This window comes from Streptomyces sp. NPDC088124, assembly GCF_040685895.1.
In the GTDB taxonomy this organism is placed as follows: domain Bacteria; phylum Actinomycetota; class Actinomycetes; order Streptomycetales; family Streptomycetaceae; genus Streptomyces.
Genome location: NZ_JBFBJB010000053.1, coordinates 1 through 17,531, shown reverse-complemented (window position 1 = coordinate 17,531; position 17,531 = coordinate 1). Strand labels below are relative to the sequence as shown.

Below are 17,531 nucleotides of genomic sequence, written 5' to 3'. Positions count from 1 at the left end.
ACTCAGGGTGCCCCCGAGCCCACGCAACGGGCGACTTCGTCCCGAAGTAGCCCGTTGCGTAAGGCCGGTATGGTACAGAGTTTTGATCGTTAAGGGCTGTTCCATAAGGGGCAATCACGCAGTGAAGGGGCACTCGTGTGTCAGGTTCGGGCGGTTGAACGTTTCCTCGCGCGGTGTTGTCTCGATTGCGTTTCATTTATTTTCGGCCAACTGGCCATGTGATGCCTGATGGTCCGGTGGCGTGTGAGGCCGGAGGGGTGAGTCACGCGGGACCGTGCGGTGCGGGCGCGGGGTCACCGCAAAGCAGGGCAATCCGGGTGGACTTCCCCGAGGAACACACGGGCGGCTCCCGGCGGGTGGTGGCTCTCAGCCGAGCCGCGGGATCTCGATCGCGGGGCAGCGGTCCATCACCATGGCGAGCCCGGCCGCCCGAGTCCGCTCGTACGCCTGTTCGTCGATCACCCCGAGCTGGAACCAGACGGCCTTCGCCCCGATGGCGACCGCCTCGTCCGCGACCGCTCCGGCCAGCCGGCTGTTGACGAAGACGTCCACCACGTCCACGGGGAAGGGGATGTCCGCGAGCGAGGCGTACCCCCGCTCGCCGTGCACCGTCTCGGCCTTGGGGTGCACCGGTACGACGCGCTTGCCGTAGCGCTGGAGCACCGCGGCGACACCGTAGGCGGCCCGGGAGGTGTTGGCGGACAGGCCCACGACGGCCCAGGTGTCGCCGCCGCGCCGCAGGATCTCGCGGATCGTCGCCGGATCGCCGGGCCCGTCCCCGGGCCGCGCGCCCGCGCCGGGTCCGTCCTCCGGCCGCGCGCCCGCGGGGCCACCGCTCCCCGTCCCCGCTGTTCCGGTCTCTGCTCTCTCTGCGTCCATACCGGGGCAACAGATTCGCTCCGTACGTCATTCCGCAAGCCGCCGCGCTGTGTTTTCCGCGTGAAATCTCCACGTCTCATTCGTGAGTTCTTCGCTGCACGCGGGCGAGGCAGGCACCGGATACTGCTCGGTACGTGGCATGGCCGTATCAGAACAAGGGGCAGCGTTGAGAAAGGCGGACGAGCACAGAACGGTGAATCTCTGGTCGTTGAGCGAAGACGTCGACGTCGTGATGGAGAGCGGGGCCGGCGATGAGGGGCTCGTCCTGACCGGGCCCTGGGGGACCGAGCGGATCGGCGACGCCCCGCCGGTGGTGCGCGAGGCGCTGCGGCGCATGCAGCTCGGGCCCGTCCTGCTGGCGAACCTCGAACCGCTGCCCGGCGGCTCGATGCCCCAGGGGTGTGTCTACTTCGTTCTGCTGCCCGTGCTCGACCGGCTCTCCCATCTCGTGGTCCGCACCCTGGGGGTGGACGATCTCGGCGGGCCGCTGCTCTCCGTCTGCCCGGTCTCCCGGCCCGCCCGCTTCACCCCCGTACGGCTGCCGCCCCGGCGGCCCGTCCGGATGCCGCGCGGGGTGTCGCTCACCGTGGAGGACGCCGGGTTCGCGCTGGAGTCGGAGTTCTCCCCGTTCCGGGTGGTGCTGCACCGCCCGGAGGCGGCGCTCGTGGCAGCCCTGCTGGCCTGGCCCGTGACACCGGACGCGCTCTCGGAGGCGCTGCCGCTGCCCCGTGAGGTGACCCAGGGCATCGTCGACTATCTCGCCGCCGCCGGGATGGCGGCCCCGGTCGACGACCCCGATGTCACAACAGCCAGTCGGCTGCCTGTGCGATCCTGATCGCGTCCACCCGGTTGCGCGCGTTGAGCTTGGCCACGATGGTGGTCAGGTAGTTGCGTACGGTGCCGGGGGAGAGGTGGAGCGCCTTGGCGATCTCGCCCGCCTCCGAGCCCTCCGCGGCCAGCCGCAGCACCTCCGTCTCCCGCTCGGTCAGCGGGGTCTCGGCGCCGTCCCACGCGGAGAGCGCGAGCTGAGGGTCGATCACCCGGTGACCCGCCACCACCCGCCGTACCGCGGTGGCCAGTTCCTGCGGCGGGGCGTCCTTGAGGAGATAGCCCGACACATGGGCGGACAGAGCGCGCCGCAGCGTGCCGGGCCGGCCGAGGCTGGTCAGGATCAGCGTCCGGCACTCCGGCAGGCACTCGCGCAGCCGGCTCGCCGCGGTCAGGCCGTCGATCCCGGGCAGGTCGATGTCGATGACGGCGATGTCCGGACGGTGTTCCAGCGCGGCCGTCAGGATCTGGTCGCCGCGCTCGACCTCGCAGACGACATCGAGATCGCCCTCCAGATTCAGCAGCGCCACGAGGGCGCCGCGGACCATGTTCATGTCTTCGGCCAGCAGGATGCGTATCGCCATGAGGTGCACCTCCTCGGATCGGGTCGTGGGGCAGCGGGCGCGTCCGGGCGGCGGTCAGGCCGCGGAGCCCCGCGCATAGACGTCGTCGTCCACCTCGGGCAGCCCCCGGATGAGCTGGGCCGGGGCTTCGGCCACCAGTTCGAATGTGCCGTCGGCCCCCCGGAAGACGGAGAGGGTGCCGGACACCGCCTTCAGCCGGGTCTGCAGATTGCCCAGACCGCTGCCGCTGTGCGGTGAGGTGTCGCGGTACGACGGGTCCACTCCGTCGTTGGAGACGGAGAGCCGGACGAGACCACCCTCCAGGACCGCCTCGATCTCGCAGACCCCGGCGCGTGAGTGCCGCAGCAGATTGGTGATCGCCTCGCGCGCCACGGCGGCCAGTACGGTGTCGACCTGCTGGCTGATCCTGCCGAGGCGGATCTCCGCGTGCACCGTCACATCGGCCGCCGTCAGCAGCGACCGGGCCGAACCGAGCTCCTGCTCCAGGGACATGCCGCGCAGCCCGCTGGCGACGGTGCGGACATCGGCGAGCGACTGCCGCGAGATGGACAGGACCTCGTTGATCTCCTCCATCGCCCGGCGCGGGTGCGTGGGCACCAGCCGGTGGATCAGCTCGCTCTTCAGCGTGATCGCGGAGAGGCTGTAACCGAGCAGGTCGTGCAGATCCCGTGCGAACCGCAGCCGTTCCTGGGTGACGGCCATCCGCGTCAGCTCGACCCGCGTGTCGTGCAGCGCCTTGACCAGCTCGGCCATCCGGGAGAGCCCGTACACCACCAGCCCGGTCAGCAGCGTCGACTGGCACAAATAGAAGGCCTCCCGCACGGGGAGGCCGTCGATGGCCGGGGGGATCAGCATCGTGACCCCGACCGCTCCGTAGGCCGGCCATGCCTGGCGGGGCGGCAGGAGGAGCAGCAGCGATCCGGCGAAGAAGCCGGCCATCGCCCCCCACTGGGAGTGGAACACCGCGATCGGAAGATACGTCAGCAGCGCCTGCGCCCCCAGCGTCAGTGCTCTCTGCCAGGCGGGTGCCTGCCGCGCCCGGGCGCTGGAGTGCCGCAGCTGGATGACGAAGATGAGTAACAGGCCGACGAGGGACATGGTCAGGGACAGCCTGCTGTGCGGCGCACTCAGCAGATTGATGACGGTCACGCTCAGATAGCCGAGAAGTGCGATGGTGAGAATGGTGCGGGCCAGCTTGGGAGCCGGCAGATCCGGAGGGTCGACCGGGGCGCCCGCCGCCCCGTCCCATTCCCCCGGCTGGACTTCTTCCGTGGATCTGTCGTCGCTACTTCGCATGATCGAGTGTCTTCGCAGCCTTCCCCGTCGAACCTCCGTGCTACGTGAAGAGCGTAGGTGATCTGCGTGAAGGATGTGCTGAGATCGTAGGGCGCCGGGACTAAAACAACGATAAGTGATGCGAAGCGGTGTGAGCCGGTCCACGTCTCAGACGAAGAGCGGTGTTGGGTTCAACTCCCCAAAGGGAGTTGGTTCCGCGCGTCTGCCCAGCAGAACCGGTGTGTTGTAGAGCCTGCCAGGGGCGAAACGCGGCCAGAAATGGCGCAGACCCGGCACGACAACTTTCACAACAGGAAGATCCAGGTCCGGCCTGGTCTGGTCCAGCACCAGGAGTTCCATCCCGTGCGAACGCACCAACTCCGTGATGGCGGACACATCGTCGAGCAGATCGCCGGCCGGCGTGTACGGCCAGTCCCGCGGGGTACGGGCCGGCGCCGCCGGATCCGCCCGTACGTAGGGCCGGTTGGCGGCCGTCGCCCCGCGCCACCAGTCCAGCGGGTCGGGATCGTCGACCCGGTATCCGGCCCCGTCGGCCGTCACCGCGCTCACCAGCGGCAGCAGTTGGCCCATTTCCGTCAGCGCCCGGCGCAGCGCCACCCGCGGGTCGAAGTGCGCGCCGAAGCCGAACAGGATGTCCTCGGCCGGTTTGTCGGTGCGCCGCGACAGCGCCGCGATCACCGGGATCCCGAGGTCCGAGGTGAGATCGAGCGCCCACACCGTACGGTTCACCGACCGGTAACCGGCGCGCAGCCGCTCGATGTACGGTTCGTCGAAGGCGTCCAGATCGACCCCGGGCTGCCGGGTGCGGTTGTACCACCACAGGGCCACCGCGTCCCGCTCCACCAACTCCAGGAACCCCTGCACCACAGCGTCCTCGGGGCTGCTGCCGGCGGCGTTCCCGTTGGAGTCGGCCCACAGGCCGTCCGGCGTCTCCTCCTCGTCGAAGTACAGCATGGAGGTCGGCAGCAGCCGCCGGGTCCCGCCGGTCAGCGACCACACCGGCGTCCAGTCGGTGGGGCGGTCCTCGTCGAAGCGCGGCGGTACGTAATGCAGGCGCGAGCCGCCCGCGTTCCACCGCTCCCGGTCCTCGAACTGGCGCTCGTCGAACAACTGACAGGCGTTGGGATGTACGGCCACGGAGCCCAGGGCGCGGAACGAGTCGCGTACGACCGGCTCGTCGCCCTGCCGGGTCCCGCTGTACCGCTCCACCGCCTCGCACAGCGCGCTGGTCCTGGCCTCCGTGTCGGTCAGGCCCTTGCCGCCGCTCAGCGCGCGCAGTCCGGCGCGCAGCCCGGCCAGGGTGCCGCTGCGCATCGCCAGATTCTGGCCGGAGAGGAAGGAGTTCACGAAGCCGGGGGAGCCCGGCGCCCGGCGGATCTCCTTGACGATCCCGGTGACCGGGTCGACCAGACGGCCGTGGCGGGCCAGCATCTCGGCGGGCGTCAGGGCGCGGTGGCCGCCCAGGCCGTCCACCGCCTTCGGGCGCGACACGGGGACGAACGGCCGCTCGATCCGCCGGGCCGTCAGCGCGGGGTCCCCGCACGCGGGGCACTGCGGCAGCCGCGCCACGGGATGGGCCGTGGTGGCGAGCGTCAGTGTGTCCAGTGTGTTCACCGCGTCGTGCGTCGGCCCCCGTACCCCGGCCAGCCACTTCGCGGCCTCCAGGACGGCGAGCTGTACGGCGACGGACCGGCCCGCGGCCAGGGTCGCGTACGGCCGCTCCGGCGGGCCCGCGAGCCCGAGCGCCCGCTGCAGCGGCCACTCGGCGTACCGGTGACCCCGGAGCCGCGACGCCAGACACTGCCAGCAGGGGCCGTCGTGCGGGCGGAACACCGGCCCCGCCCACAGGGCCGCGGAACCCAGCCGGACCGGCAGCCACGGCGTGCCCGCCGCGCGCTGCCGTGCGTCGACCTCGGCGAGCCCCGGCGCGAGATAGTCGTCACACAGGACGAGCGAGAAGTCCGCTTCGGCGTCCGACGCGGCGACGCCCAGCCCCGAGGCCCGGCAGGCCGAGGCCAGCTCGGACGCCCAGGCCGTACGGCCGCGGATCAGCGAGACCGGCAGGACCGAGGCCCCGGCCAGTGCGGCCAGGGCCCGGTCACCGTCGGCGCCGGCGAGCTCCCAGAAGGCGCCGGCCGCCGGATCCGGACAGGGGGGCGCGGCCGGACCGTCCGCGCCGGGCGTACGGAGCCGGAGCAGCCCCGCCGCGTCGAGGGCCCGCAGCGAGGCGCGGGCCTCCTCCGCGGTCAGCGCGGGCGTCGCGTCCCGCACCACCTCCGCCGGGCCACGCGTCCCGTCCAGCAACGGCACCAGCACCTCCGCGGGGGCCCCGCGGAGGGCGGTGACCCCGCGCTGGGAGACGAGATACACCGCCTCACCGGGGACGACCGTGGCGCGCAGATGGCTCTTGAACCCCAGGCGCGCCCCGTCCCGCGCGGCGGACCCGGGCCCGTGCCCCCCTGCCGCGGTCATGCCTGGAGCTGCTCGCGCTCTCCGGCCGCGGGCGCGACGGGCGCGGCGGCGATGCAGATGCTGAACAGGGCGGTCGCCTGCTCCGGCACCGTGTCGAGGTCCTCGATGATCAGCAGCCGTCCACCGGCCGCCGGGCTGTCGGACCGCGGGTGGGAGGTCATGGCACTGCTCATTACGATCGTTCCCCTTTCGTTCGTACGCTCAGTTTCCGCTGTCGGTTCCTGCTGTGGGTCCTGCTCACGGCTCAGCTGCCGCCGCAGCGATTCTCCGCAGCGGCGGTGGCGACCGGACAGTCCCCCGATCACCGCGCCTCCATGAAGATTTCACGGATCCGGCACAGCGATTCGCCGGATGCCGAAACATCTGGCATCCGGCGGGGAAGTGCGCTGTCCGCGAGAACACCCCGGACCGATCGGAACCCGGGGGTCAGTTCACCGACGCCGGGCGCGGGGCGAGCCGCTGCGCGGGGACCGGGGTGCGCAGCCGGCCGCCCAGCAGCGCCATGCCGAGCGGCGTCACCGAGTGCAGCGCGCAGTTCCGTACCCGACGTGTCGTGATGAGCCCCGACTCCCGCAGCACGGAGGCGTGCTGGCTCGCGCTCCCGGGCGACACGCCCAGCCGCGCGGCGAGCTGACTCGTCGTACACGTGTTGGTCAGGGCACGCAGCGCCGCCGCCCGGGTCTGGCCCACGAGCGCGCTCAGCGCCTGTCCGCCGGTCACATCGGGCTCGTCCGGCAGCGCGAACAGGCCCGAGACATCGGACGGTACGGCGAAGACCAGCGCCGGCTGATCGCTGTCCCGCTCCGACCTGATGATCCGGCCGACGCTCCCCGGCAGGAACGTCGAGGGGGTCAGCAGCAGCCCCTGCCCCTTGAGATGGACCTCGCACTCCAGACCGTCGTGGATCTCCAGCACCGGCGGGTTCCACACGATCCGCGGGTGCAGCGTGGCCAGCAACTGCTCCACACCGCCCGTCATCGCGATCCGCCCGTGCGCGTCGCACTCACTGTCGAGACGCTCCAGGACGCGGTCCCAGTACGGTGCGACGCCCGCCCGCCACATGTCCACGGCCAGCCGGGTCAGATCCGTACGGGTGAGGGAGAGCGCGGCGAGCACCGAGGCGTCGGCGTTCGGTGAGGAGTCGAGCAGGAACAGCAGGTCGTCCGGCGCCTTGAGGGCGCGGAGCAGCGGAACCAGCGGCCGGTTCAGCGAGGACGTCTCCCGCAGCCGGCCCAGTACGTCCCCGCGCCAGCGGGCGTAGTCCGCGTTGCGCGACTGCGTGAGCACCCCGAGCGCGAAGATCCCCTCGGCGACCGGCCCCAGTGTGCTCTGCAGCCGTGTGCGGGCGAGATCCGCGGCGGTGAAATGGATTCTCTGCATATGTGTAGCCCCCGTTGCTGAGTGGCGGACCCGCGCCATGGGCGTGCGGCCGGCGTACACCCACCGGTTCGCGGTGGGTGCGCCGCCCGCCTGCCCCGTACGCCGGACGAACCCCGGCGGCAGTGCCGTGTGCGCGGATCCTTCGTGTTGGTGTCAGGAGCGGCCACGCCGGGTAAGGCGTGCGGTGGTCACCCCACGACGATCCAGACTCCCCGCCGACGGTGCCACGAGCGGAGCCGCGCGGACAGTGCCGCGTTCCCCCGGGCCCCATGGCCGATTCACTGCCAGGATCATGAATTCTTCAGGTGCGGCGCGCGGGGGGCGCGGCGTACCATCCTGGCCGGGCGGCCCGGTCGGGCCGCCCGCCGGCTCGTGTCTCGCCGCCCCCGCTGCCGCTTCCGTCTGCGCTTCCGTCCGCGCATTCCGCTTTCCGTCTCCGCGGTGGCTGCCGGGTCACGGGCCGTACGAGGTGTACAGGTGTATGAGGTATTGGTTCGCGTGGAGGTGCGGTTGTGCTGAGGACAGGCAAGATCCAGCGGTTCGACGAGACGCGTGGGTACGGGTTCATCATCCCGAACGAGGGAGGTGACGACGTGTTCATGCACGCGAACGACCTGCTGGACGAGAAGTACCTCTACCAGGCCGGCCGCGAGGTCGAGTTCTTCGTCGAGATGGGGGACAAGGGGCCCAAGGCGTCGGAGATCCGCCTCATCCACCAGTCCGCGCAGCGCCGCCCGGAGCGCGACCCGGCGTCGAGCGCCGTGACGTACCAGACGGCGGACGGCGCCGGGCCGACCGCCGCCACTCTGCGCGGCGAACTCACCGAGGCACTGCTGGAGGCGGACGGCACGCTGACGGCCGACCAGATCAAGCGGGTCAGGGCCCGCGTCCTCGATCTGGCACGCGCCCACGGCTGGGTCGGCGCCTGAGAGGTGCGGTGCGCGAGAGCCGCGGAATCACGGGAAGTCCGTTGATTCCGCGGCTTTTCCGCGCGCCGGAACACGGGGCCCGACACCGAGTCCGACACCGGGCCCGGACACGGGCCCGGGCCCGGACACGGACACGGACACGGAAGCATGACACCAGGGTCCGATACCGGGGCCTTTTGCCCACAACAGAAACTGTGGTGACGGCCGAATCCGGATGGTTACGCTGCCCGGGCAGGAACGTGAAGTTCTCTGCGGGAGGTCGGGAGTTGCTGGACGGCCTGCCGGGATGAAGGCGCGTCACTGTGCTCCAGGGGCCGCCTCTCAGCGACCGCCGTAGAGGAGTAGCTGTGATCAGCGAATCCGTGGAGGAAGCCGTCCGCAGGGCCAGAGCGGCCCAGGCGGAAGCGGCGTCATGGTCGCAGGCCGACACCGACCGGGCCGTCACGGCCGTCGGATGGCACTGCTACCGCGAGGAGACAGCGCGCCGCCTCGCGCGCCTGAGCCACCGGGAGACCCGGCTCGGCGACGTCGAGGACCTGTACACCCTGCACCGCCGACGGGTGCTCGGCATCCTGCACGACCTGCACGGCGCGCGCACCGTCGGTGTGGTCGAGGAGGAGCCGGAGCTCGGGCTCGTCAGGATCGCCAAACCACTCGGCGTCATCGCCGTCGCCAGCCCCGCGACGGCCCCGGCCCCCGGCATCATCTGCAACGCGCTGCCCATGCTGAAGACCCGTAACGCGGCCGTCTTCAGCCCCAACCCCCGCGCCCACCGCAGCGCCCGGGCCACGGTGGAGGTCATGCGGGCCGCGCTCGCCGGCGTCGGGGCCCCGCCCGACCTGCTGATCTGCCTGCCCGAGGCCGGCCGGGAGGCGGGGAGCCTGCTGATGTCCGCCGCCGACTCCGTCGTCGCCATCGGCGGCTCCGGCACCGTACGCCGCGCCTACCGCAGCGGTACGCCCGCCATCGGCGCCGGCGTCGGCAACCCCACCGTCATCGTCGACGAGACCGCGGACCTGGACGACGCGGTGGAGAAGATCCAGCACGGGGCCGGGTTCAACAACGGCACCTCCTGCTCGTCGGAGAGCAATGTGCTCGTCCACCGCTCCGTCGCCGCCGCCTTCGAGCAGGGCCTGGCCCGCGCGGGCGCCCACCTCTGCGACGAGGCCGAGGCGGACCGGCTGGCCCGGCTGCTGTGGCCGGACGGCACCGCGCTCAACCGGGAGATGATCGGCCGGCCGGCCGTCGAGATCGCGCGGGCCGCCGGCATCGACCTCGGCACGGCGGAGAAGGTGACCGTACTCGTCGTGCGCTGCGCCGACCCCTGGCGGGACACGGCGGTCCTGCGGGAGAAGATCTCCCCCCTCCTCACCCTCTCCGTCTACACCGAGTACGACGAAGCCGTACGCCTCGTCCAGTCCATCTCGCGGCGGTGCGGCCTCGGCCACAGCTGCGCCGTCCACACGACCCGCGCCGACCGGGTGCTGCGGCTGGCCGAGGAGGTCACGCACTGCCGGGTCGTGGTGAACCAGTCGACCATGACCAACACCGGCGGCTTCGCCAGCGGCGTGCCCTTCACCACCACGCTTTCCGCCGGGAGTTGGGGCGGTTCGAGCGTGGCGGGCAATGTCACCTGGCGGCACTTCCTCAATCACACGACGGTCTCCCGCCCCATACCCGAGCGCGTCCCCGACGAGGCCGCGCTGTTCGGCGCGTACTGGCGGCAGGACTGACAGCGGCGCCACCGGTGGCGGGAACCGGCGGAACGGAACAGGACGGAGAGGGACGGCTGTGCCGAGCGCACGTATCAACGGAATCAGTCTCAGCTACGAGGACACCGGGCAGGGCGAACCGGTGGTGATGGTGATGGGCTCCGGAGCGGGCGGCCGGTCCTGGCACCTGCACCAGGTGCCCGCCCTGCGGTCGGCCGGCTACCGGGTGATCACCTTCGACAACCGCGGCATCCCCCCGACCGACGCCTGCGCCGACGGCTTCACCATCGACGACCTGGTGGCGGACACGGCCGGGCTCATCGACCATCTCGGCCTCGGCCCGTGCCGGCTCGTCGGTACCTCCCTCGGCGCCCATGTCGCCCAGGAACTCTGCCTGGCACGGCCGGAGTTGATCAGCCAGGTGGTGCTGATGGCGACGCGGGGCAGAACGGACTTCATGCGCCGGGCCCACGCACGGGCGGAGCGCGAGTTCCACGACGGCGGCGGCACGATGACACCGCTGTACGGGGCCACCCTGCGCGCCCTGCAGAACCTGTCGCCCGCGACCCTCCGCGAGGACAAGGAGATTCAGGACTGGCTGGACATCTTCGAGGTCGCCCCGGCCTCCCGGCTCCCCGGCTACCGGGCGCAGCTCGACATCGACATCACCTCCGACCGGCTCCCCGCCTACCGGCGGATCACCACACCGTGCCTGGTCGTCGGATTCGCCGACGATCTCGTACTGCCCCCGCATTTCAGCCGTGAAGTCGCCGACGCGATCCCGGGATCCCGTTATACGGAGATCGAGGACGCCGGGCATTACGGCTACCTGGAACGCCCCGACCGGGTCAATGCCGCGCTGCTCGAATTCTTCGCACAGCGCGGCTGAACCGGACGTGGCCGCACGACGCATATCCGCATCCACACACCGAATCACAGGTTCCGCCTGGGGAGGCTTCGGCCCCAGGTAAAACAGTTTGAACCGGCGGAAGCGGCTGGGAGACCATGCCGCGGGGGCCGGGGTGACACCGGAACCCGGACATGAGGGAAGGGAAACTCATGGAGAACCCGTTCGACGACGACAACGGCTCCTTCTACGTACTGGTCAATCACGAGAACCAGCACTCGCTGTGGCCCACGTTCGCCAGTGTCCCGGACGGCTGGACGGTCGTCTTCGGCGAGGAGAGCCGCCAGGCCTGCCTCGACTACGTGGAGAAGAACTGGACGGACATGAGGCCCGCCAGCCTCATCCGGGAGATGGACGGCGCCGCGGCGGTACCGGCGAGGCCGGCCGGTGTTCCCGCCTGACCCATCGGGCGGGAACCACCGCCTGAGCTCCATTGCGTGAGATCCATCGCGTGTGATCCACCGCGGGTGTTCCGGAGTGCAGTCCGGGACACCCGCTCCCGCGTTTTCGGAGCCGCGGGCCATGAGAGCCCCGTCCCGTCGGTCAGACCACGTCCCGCCGCATCGGTACGAGCACGGCCACGGCCGCCGCGACGAGCGCGTACCCCGCCAGCAGCAGCCCGCCGCCGACCGGCGAGAGCAGCGAGACCGGACTGGTGGCCAGTTCGTCGGCCAGCGCGTCCGCGATGTAGGTGAAGCTGGTCAGGGAGGCCGTCGCGCCACCGGGCAGCAGCGGGTAGAGCAGGTTGACGCCCGGGATCATCATCAGGATCAGCTCACCCATGTAGAGGTAGCCGATCACCACCGCGAGGGCGACGATCTGATTGCGGATCAGCGCCCCCATCGCGACCCCCAGCAGCGTGTAGACCGCCATCGTGACCGCCAGCCGCAGCAGCAGCGCCAGCACCGTCCCCGTGCCGACACCGGGGGTGACGCCCCGGGCGGCGAGCGCCCCGAAGAACCCCGCGGCCGCGCTGCCGGTGAGCACCAGCCCGTACACCATGCCGGCCACGCCGTACGTGACCAGCTTGGCCGTGAGCACCTGCCAGCGCTGCGGCGCGAAGAGGAAGGTGTACGTCGCCGTCCGGTGGCGGTACTCCGACGTCATCGCCATCGTGCCCAGCGCCGCCGGGACGAACACGGTGAAGCCGAGCATCCCTATGACGGAGAGCACGCCCTCCCGTGTTTCCAGGCCGGGCATGGGCGGCGAGAAGTTCTCGGGGCCGACCGCGGTCATCACCCCGACCAGACCGCCGCCCAGGAGCAGGGCCGCCACCAGCGCCCACAGCCACAGCCGGGTCGCCGTCAGCCGGTGGAACTCCGCCTTGATCAACGCGTTCATCGAGCGTCCCCCTCGCTGTCCCCGGTCAGTTCGAAGAACAACTGCTCCAGGCTGGTCTCCTCGGTCGCCAGTTCGTACACCCGCAGTCCCGCTGCCGACGCCAGATCGGCGACCTGCTCCGTGGTCAGCCCGTGGACGCGCAGCGCCCCGTTCTGCCCGGACTCGACCTGGCTCGCGGCGCCGCGCTCCGGATCGCCCTTCAGTAGCAGCTTCTTCAGCGGTTCCGCGTCGGGTGAGCGGACCAGCACCGTCGAGGGCCGGAAGCGCTCCATCTCGGCGAGCGGCCCGGCCGCGACGAGCCGGCCGCGCCGGATCATCACGATGTCGTCCACGATCTGCTGGACCTCGCTGAGCACATGGCTCGACACCAGGACCGTGCGCCCCTCGGCGGCGAGCTCCCGCAGGAACGTGCGCAGCCAGGCGATGCCTTCCGGGTCGAGCCCGTTGCTCGGCTCGTCCAGCAGCAGCACCCGCGGATCGCCCAGCAGCGCCGTCGCCAGGCTCAGCCGCTGCTTCATGCCCGTGGAGAACGTCCGCGTCCTGCGGCGCGCCGCGCCCGCGAGGCCGAGCCGCTCCAGCAGCTCGTCCACGCGGCCCGCCGGGTGGCCGCCCATCGTGCAGTAGATCCGCAGGTGGTCGCGGGCCGAATGGTTCGGGTGGAAGGCCGAGGCGTCGAGCACGGCCCCCACGGCCCGGGAGGGCCGGCGCAGCTCCCCGTACCGCAGGCCGCCGATGGTGGCGGTGCCCTCCGTGGGCGTGACCAGGCCGAGGATCATGCGCATCGTCGTGGTCTTGCCCGCTCCGTTGGGACCGAGGAAGCCCGTGATCACGCCCGGCTCCACGGAGAAGCTCAGACCGTCCACCGCGGTGACCGGACCGAACCGCTTGGTCAGGCCGGTCACCTCGATGCGAGGGGAGTCCACCTCGGCGCGGTGGCCCTCCGTACGGCGGGACTCCTTGCTCATCGGCCCTTCCCCAGCCGCTGTCCGAGGGCCTCCGCGAGCTGCTCCGCGCCGTCCAGCGAGAGCACCATCTCGTCGTACTCGACACCGTCGACCCCGCGGTCGAGCAGGATGTGCAGCCCCGGCCGGCCGCGGTAGGCCGCCACGAGCTGGCGCGGACCCGTCATGATGCCCCAGACCCCGATCTTGGCGAATCCGGAGATCTGCAGACCGCTCCGGGCGCCGTGCGCGGCGCGCAGCGGGGTCTCGACGGGGGTCACCCGGCGGACGGCCGCCAGCGGCACGGTCACCTCGCCGCGCCTGAGCCACGTGCGCTCACGTCCGTTGAACTCGACGGTCACTCCGCTGCCGGAAAGCTTCATCAGTGCCATGGGAACCATCCCTCCCTCGGGGACCTCGCTCGCGGTCCCGGTGCGTCCCTGCGCTGGCTATCTGTTCTAGTAGATGTATATCAGATAGAGTTCGTGTTGTGCAGCTACTACTCGATCTCGACAGCGAGGTCCCGATCTACCAGCAGATCCGGGACCGGGTGGTGGAAGCCATCGCGGACGGCGCGCTGAAACCTGGTGAGTCATTGCCCTCCACCAGGCAGTTCGCCGTCGATCTCGCGATCAACTTCCACACGGTGAACAAGGCGTACGACCTGCTGCGCCGCGAAGGGATCATCCGCATCAACCGCAAGAGCGGGGCGGTGGTCCACCCGGACGTACGCAGGGCGACGGCCGAGCTGAGGGTGGGCGTCGACTGGGAACAGCGACTGCGCACGCTCCTCGCCGAAGCCGTCGTCCGGGGCGTTCCGGACGAGGAGATCGTGACGTACGTACGGACGACCCTGAAGGGGTTCGGCAGGGGAGGCGGTGCGGAAAACGGATAGATCGAACGGATGGACGAATGAAGCAGAAGTACCGAATGAACAAACGAACAGACGAAGTAGACAGAACAAACGAAGTAGATGGAACAAACGAGCGGATCGTGTGGGCGGACCGGCGGATTCGGTTCTGCCCAAAGGCGGTTGCGGAGCAGCCGCCGCCAGGAGAAGTTGGAGTGTGGTGCCGGATGCCGTACGCGCGTGCCGTCGCGCACCGGGCGAGGCCGCTCTCCACGAGGCCGCTCCAATTACCACGACTTCGTCGGATGGATTAGGTGAACGCCGTGCTTGTCAGCCTCCTCGTCAATTTCGCGACACTCCTGACTCTCGGAGCGGTCCTCTACGCGGCTCCGAGCCCCCTCCTCAGTCCCAAAGCGGTCCCCTTCGGCGTCCGCGTACCCCCCGACAAGGCCGACAGTCCCGAAGTGGGCGAGCAGCGCAGGCGCTACCGCGCACTGCTGGCACCGATCGCCGTCGTCATCACCCTGGCCTCACTCGTCCTCGGCGCCGTACTCAACAGCGCCGTGGTCGGAGCCGTGGCGGCACTGCTGCTCTGCGCCGCCGCCGGCGCGCTGTGGCTGAGCGCCCACCGGGCCCTCGCCCGCGCCAAGGAGCAGGGGAACTGGTACGAACACATCCGTCAGGGCGCCGTCATGGACACCTCCCTGCGCACGGACCCCGTACGGCTGCCCTGGCTGTGGCTGGTCCCCTCCCTCGTGGTGCTCGCGGCGACGGCCGCCGCCGGCGCGTTCGCCTACCCGGACCTGCCCGCGACGATGTCCCTCCCGGAGCGGACCGCGAACGGCACGGCCTACCGCGACGTCACCACCACCTTCTGGTCCGCGTTCAGCCTGGTCTTCGTACAGCTCGGGGTCACCGTGACCGTCCTCGGCACCGTCACCGCCGTGCTGCGCGCCCGGCCCGACCTGGACGTGTCCCGCCCCCGGACGAGCGCCGCCCAGCACCGCCGCTACCTCGCACTGACGGCCCGGGCGCTGCTGGGCGTGGGCGCGCTGCTCAACCTCATGCTGCTCGGCCTGTCCGCGATGATGTGGGGCGACAGCCGCTCCGGAACCGTCCTGTCCCTGGTCGTGGGCGCCCCGCTGCTCGTCGCCGCCGCGGGGTCCCTGTTCGTCGTCCTGCGCGCCGGGCCGTCGGGCGGCCGGACGGTGATCGGCGCCACCCCGGGCGTGGCGGCCGAGGAGAACACCGGCCTGGTGGCACGCGACGACGACCGCCACTGGCGGGCGGCCGGCACGATGTACGTGAACTCCGACGACCCGGCGATCCTGGTGCCCAAGCGCGTGGGCATGGGATGGACGGTCAACCTCGCCAACCCCCGGTTCCTGATCGGCTCGGGTGTGGTGCTGGTGCTCGGACTGGCGGCGACCGTGGTGAGCCTCACCGTGGGCTTCGGGTAACACCCCTGCGACCAGCGGGTTTCCACCGCTGCCGAAGCTGATTGCGGATGGCGGCGTGCCGGGAGAGTCTGGTGTGCGCAGGCGAGGCATGCCCGCGCCGCCCCCGTAGTCGATGTTGTGCCGGACCGCGCCCCGTTCCGGGCGGGTTGTGCCACGTCGCGCCACGCCGAGCCGCGCCGTGGCCGTGCCCGGGGCGAACGATCAGGGGGAAGGTCCGGTGGGTCCAGTGGGTGCAGCGGTGGGTTCGACGGCGGGGGCCGGCCCCGCTACGGCAGAGCAGGTCGAACGGATCTTCGAGGAGTTGGTGCGCAAGCACCACGTGACCGGAGCACAACTGACCCTCTACCGCGACGGCACCCTCACCCGGTGCGCGGCGGGCGTCAGCTCTGTACGTACGAACACCCCGGTCACCGTCGACACCGCGTTCCCCTACGGCTCGGTGACGAAATTCTTCACGGCCGAACTGGTGATGCAATTCGTCTCCGACGGCGACCTCGGCCTCGACGAACCGCTCTCCGGGCTCCTGCCCGACCTGAAACGCGCCACGAACCCCGAGCTGGGCACCGCGACCGTCCGCCAACTCCTCAGCCACACGGCAGGCCTGGCGGACAGCATCGAATACCCCGACATGCGCGGCCCCTCGTACCGCCGCTTCGCGGCCGTGTGCGGTGAGACACCGAACCTCTTCCCGCCCGGCCTCGCCTTCTCCTACTCCAACACCGGCTACTGCCTGCTCGGCGCCGTCGTCGAGGCGGTGTCCGGCATGGACTGGTGGACGGCCGTCGACAGCTGCCTGCTGCGCCCGCTCTCCATAGAGCCGGCCTTCCTCCACGACCCCCGCCCCCGGACGGACCGGCCCGCCGGCAGCCGCGCCCGGGTACTGGCCGAGGGGCACGCGGTACGGGCCGGCGACGAACACGCCGAGCCCGTCGACCACATGACGGCTCTCTCCCTGGCGGCGGCCGGCGGCCTCGCGGGCAGCGCCACCGATCTGGTCACCGCCGCCCGGCTGCACCTCGACGACCGGAACACCTTCCCGCAGCGGGAGTTGCTCCCGGAAGAGGCCGTGCTCCAGATGCGCGAAAGCGTGCCGGACGCCGAGCCCTTCGGCCTCGCCAATGCCTGGGGCCTGGGACTGATGTGCCACCGCAGCGGCGAGGAGTCCTGGTACGGCCACGACGGCGCGGTGGGCGGCGCCACCTGCAATCTGCGGATCCACCCCGGCCGCAACCTCGCCCTCGCGGTCACCACCAACTCCACCGCGGGGCCGAAACTGTGGGAGGACCTGGTCGGCCGACTCCGGGCCGCCGGACTGGACCTGGGGCACTACAGCCTGCCGGCCCCCGGTGCCCCGGAGGCCGCCGACCTCGGCGACCACCTCGGCACGTACGCCAACGGCGATCTCCACCTCATGGTCGTGACCGACGCCGAGGGCGATCTCTACCTCACACGCGAGGACTACTCCGACTACCGCCTCACCATCCACACGGACGACCTCTTCGTCGCCCAGGACCGGGAGCACGACGCGCTCCCCATCGTCGGACGCTTCGTCAGGAAACACCCGGGAGGACCGGTCGCGCTGCTCCAGTACGGCGGCCGGGCACTGCAACGGCTCTGAGCCGGCCCGGCACGGGGCAGGGCCCCCGGCCGGCGAACAACAGCCACGGGCCGACCGGCCGCACCGGTCACGAGTCACGAGATATGCGGGGAATCAACGATGTTCGAGGGCGAGCAGTCCATGCCGTCGGTCCAGCACATGTCGGTCGTATCGGCGTTTGCGGGGCGGGTGGCTGCTTCGCCGGGTGCGGTGGCGGTGGAGTGTGGTGGTGTGTCGTTGACGTATGGGGAGTTGGACGCGCGGGCGGAGGGGTTGGCGCGGGTGTTGTGTGCGGGTGGGGTGGGGGTTGAGTCGCGGGTGGGGTTGTTGTTGGAGCGGTCGGTGGATGTGGTGG

Annotated in this window: 18 protein-coding genes; 9 read left to right on the top strand and 9 right to left on the bottom strand. The window is 71.0% G+C overall.

What is annotated here, in order from left to right; translation table 11 throughout:
* Nucleotides 1-366: 366 nt before the first annotated feature.
* Nucleotides 367-879 (bottom strand): CoA-binding protein, encoded by a 513-nt coding sequence (locus AB0P17_RS33110; RefSeq protein WP_365816795.1) that lies wholly within the window; start codon nt 877-879, stop codon nt 367-369.
* 208 nt (nt 880-1,087) lie between these two features.
* Between AB0P17_RS33110 and AB0P17_RS33105 the strand changes: the two genes are divergently transcribed.
* Entirely contained in the window at nt 1,088-1,714 is a 627-nt protein-coding gene (locus AB0P17_RS33105; protein ID WP_365816793.1) for an NADH oxidase, read from the top strand.
* Here the strand turns inward: AB0P17_RS33105 and AB0P17_RS33100 are convergent.
* From AB0P17_RS33100 to AB0P17_RS33080, 5 genes are all read right to left on the bottom strand, one after another.
* Nucleotides 1,680-2,291: a response regulator transcription factor gene (locus AB0P17_RS33100; RefSeq protein ID WP_365816791.1), complete on the bottom strand. Its 612-nt coding sequence runs from the start codon at nt 2,289-2,291 to the stop codon at nt 1,680-1,682. The two genes, AB0P17_RS33105 and AB0P17_RS33100, sit on opposite strands and share 35 nt — an antisense overlap.
* 54 nt (nt 2,292-2,345) lie before the next feature.
* Nucleotides 2,346-3,587, bottom strand: a complete 1,242-nt coding sequence (locus AB0P17_RS33095; RefSeq protein WP_365816789.1) for a histidine kinase — start codon at nt 3,585-3,587, stop codon at nt 2,346-2,348.
* A 147-nt stretch (nt 3,588-3,734) separates the two neighbouring features.
* Entirely contained in the window at nt 3,735-6,059 is a 2,325-nt protein-coding gene (locus AB0P17_RS33090) for a TOMM precursor leader peptide-binding protein (RefSeq protein WP_365816787.1), read from the bottom strand.
* Complete coding sequence (locus tag AB0P17_RS33085; RefSeq protein WP_365816785.1) at nt 6,056-6,220, bottom strand: hypothetical protein; 165 nt, start codon at nt 6,218-6,220, stop codon at nt 6,056-6,058. Before AB0P17_RS33085 ends, AB0P17_RS33090 begins: the two co-directional genes overlap by 4 nt.
* A 265-nt stretch (nt 6,221-6,485) precedes the next feature.
* On the bottom strand, nt 6,486-7,439 hold the full coding sequence (locus AB0P17_RS33080; protein WP_365816783.1) for a winged helix-turn-helix domain-containing protein: 954 nt from the start codon (nt 7,437-7,439) through the stop codon (nt 6,486-6,488).
* Between the two features lie 512 nt (nt 7,440-7,951).
* Here AB0P17_RS33080 and AB0P17_RS33075 point away from each other — a divergent pair.
* The 4 genes from AB0P17_RS33075 to AB0P17_RS33060 all read left to right on the top strand — a co-directional run bounded on the left by AB0P17_RS33075 (nt 7,952) and on the right by AB0P17_RS33060 (nt 11,388).
* Nucleotides 7,952-8,368 (top strand): cold shock domain-containing protein, encoded by a 417-nt coding sequence (locus AB0P17_RS33075; protein WP_365816781.1) that lies wholly within the window; start codon nt 7,952-7,954, stop codon nt 8,366-8,368.
* 347 nt (nt 8,369-8,715) lie between these two features.
* Complete coding sequence (locus tag AB0P17_RS33070) at nt 8,716-10,101, top strand: aldehyde dehydrogenase family protein (protein ID WP_365816779.1); 1,386 nt, start codon at nt 8,716-8,718, stop codon at nt 10,099-10,101.
* A gap of 58 nt (nt 10,102-10,159) precedes the next feature.
* Nucleotides 10,160-10,969, top strand: coding sequence for an alpha/beta hydrolase (locus tag AB0P17_RS33065; protein ID WP_365816777.1), 810 nt, complete (start codon nt 10,160-10,162; stop codon nt 10,967-10,969).
* A gap of 170 nt (nt 10,970-11,139) precedes the next feature.
* Nucleotides 11,140-11,388 (top strand): MbtH family protein, encoded by a 249-nt coding sequence (locus tag AB0P17_RS33060; protein WP_365816775.1) that lies wholly within the window; start codon nt 11,140-11,142, stop codon nt 11,386-11,388.
* 142 nt (nt 11,389-11,530) lie between these two features.
* Here AB0P17_RS33060 and AB0P17_RS33055 read toward each other — a convergent pair whose 3' ends face one another.
* The 3 genes from AB0P17_RS33055 to AB0P17_RS33045 are packed head-to-tail and all read right to left on the bottom strand — an operon-like array spanning nt 11,531 to nt 13,661.
* Nucleotides 11,531-12,328: an ABC transporter permease gene (locus AB0P17_RS33055; protein WP_365816773.1), complete on the bottom strand. Its 798-nt coding sequence runs from the start codon at nt 12,326-12,328 to the stop codon at nt 11,531-11,533.
* Nucleotides 12,325-13,251: an ABC transporter ATP-binding protein gene (locus AB0P17_RS33050; protein ID WP_365816882.1), complete on the bottom strand. Its 927-nt coding sequence runs from the start codon at nt 13,249-13,251 to the stop codon at nt 12,325-12,327. Before AB0P17_RS33050 ends, AB0P17_RS33055 begins: the two co-directional genes overlap by 4 nt.
* A 38-nt stretch (nt 13,252-13,289) precedes the next feature.
* Nucleotides 13,290-13,661, bottom strand: a complete 372-nt coding sequence (locus AB0P17_RS33045; protein ID WP_365816771.1) for a hypothetical protein — start codon at nt 13,659-13,661, stop codon at nt 13,290-13,292.
* 98 nt (nt 13,662-13,759) lie between these two features.
* Here AB0P17_RS33045 and AB0P17_RS33040 point away from each other — a divergent pair, with 98 nt between their 5' ends.
* The 4 genes from AB0P17_RS33040 to AB0P17_RS33025 form a co-directional block, all read left to right on the top strand.
* A complete protein-coding gene (locus AB0P17_RS33040) occupies nt 13,760-14,164 on the top strand; it encodes a GntR family transcriptional regulator (RefSeq protein ID WP_365816769.1) in 405 nt (134 codons plus the stop codon).
* 278 nt (nt 14,165-14,442) lie between these two features.
* Complete coding sequence (locus AB0P17_RS33035) at nt 14,443-15,579, top strand: DUF5808 domain-containing protein (RefSeq protein WP_365816766.1); 1,137 nt, start codon at nt 14,443-14,445, stop codon at nt 15,577-15,579.
* A 226-nt stretch (nt 15,580-15,805) separates the two neighbouring features.
* Nucleotides 15,806-17,197: a serine hydrolase domain-containing protein gene (locus AB0P17_RS33030; RefSeq protein ID WP_365816764.1), complete on the top strand. Its 1,392-nt coding sequence runs from the start codon at nt 15,806-15,808 to the stop codon at nt 17,195-17,197.
* Between the two features lie 99 nt (nt 17,198-17,296).
* Nucleotides 17,297-17,531 (top strand): AMP-binding protein (locus tag AB0P17_RS33025; RefSeq protein WP_365816762.1); only part of this gene is annotated, 235 nt, incomplete at its 3' end.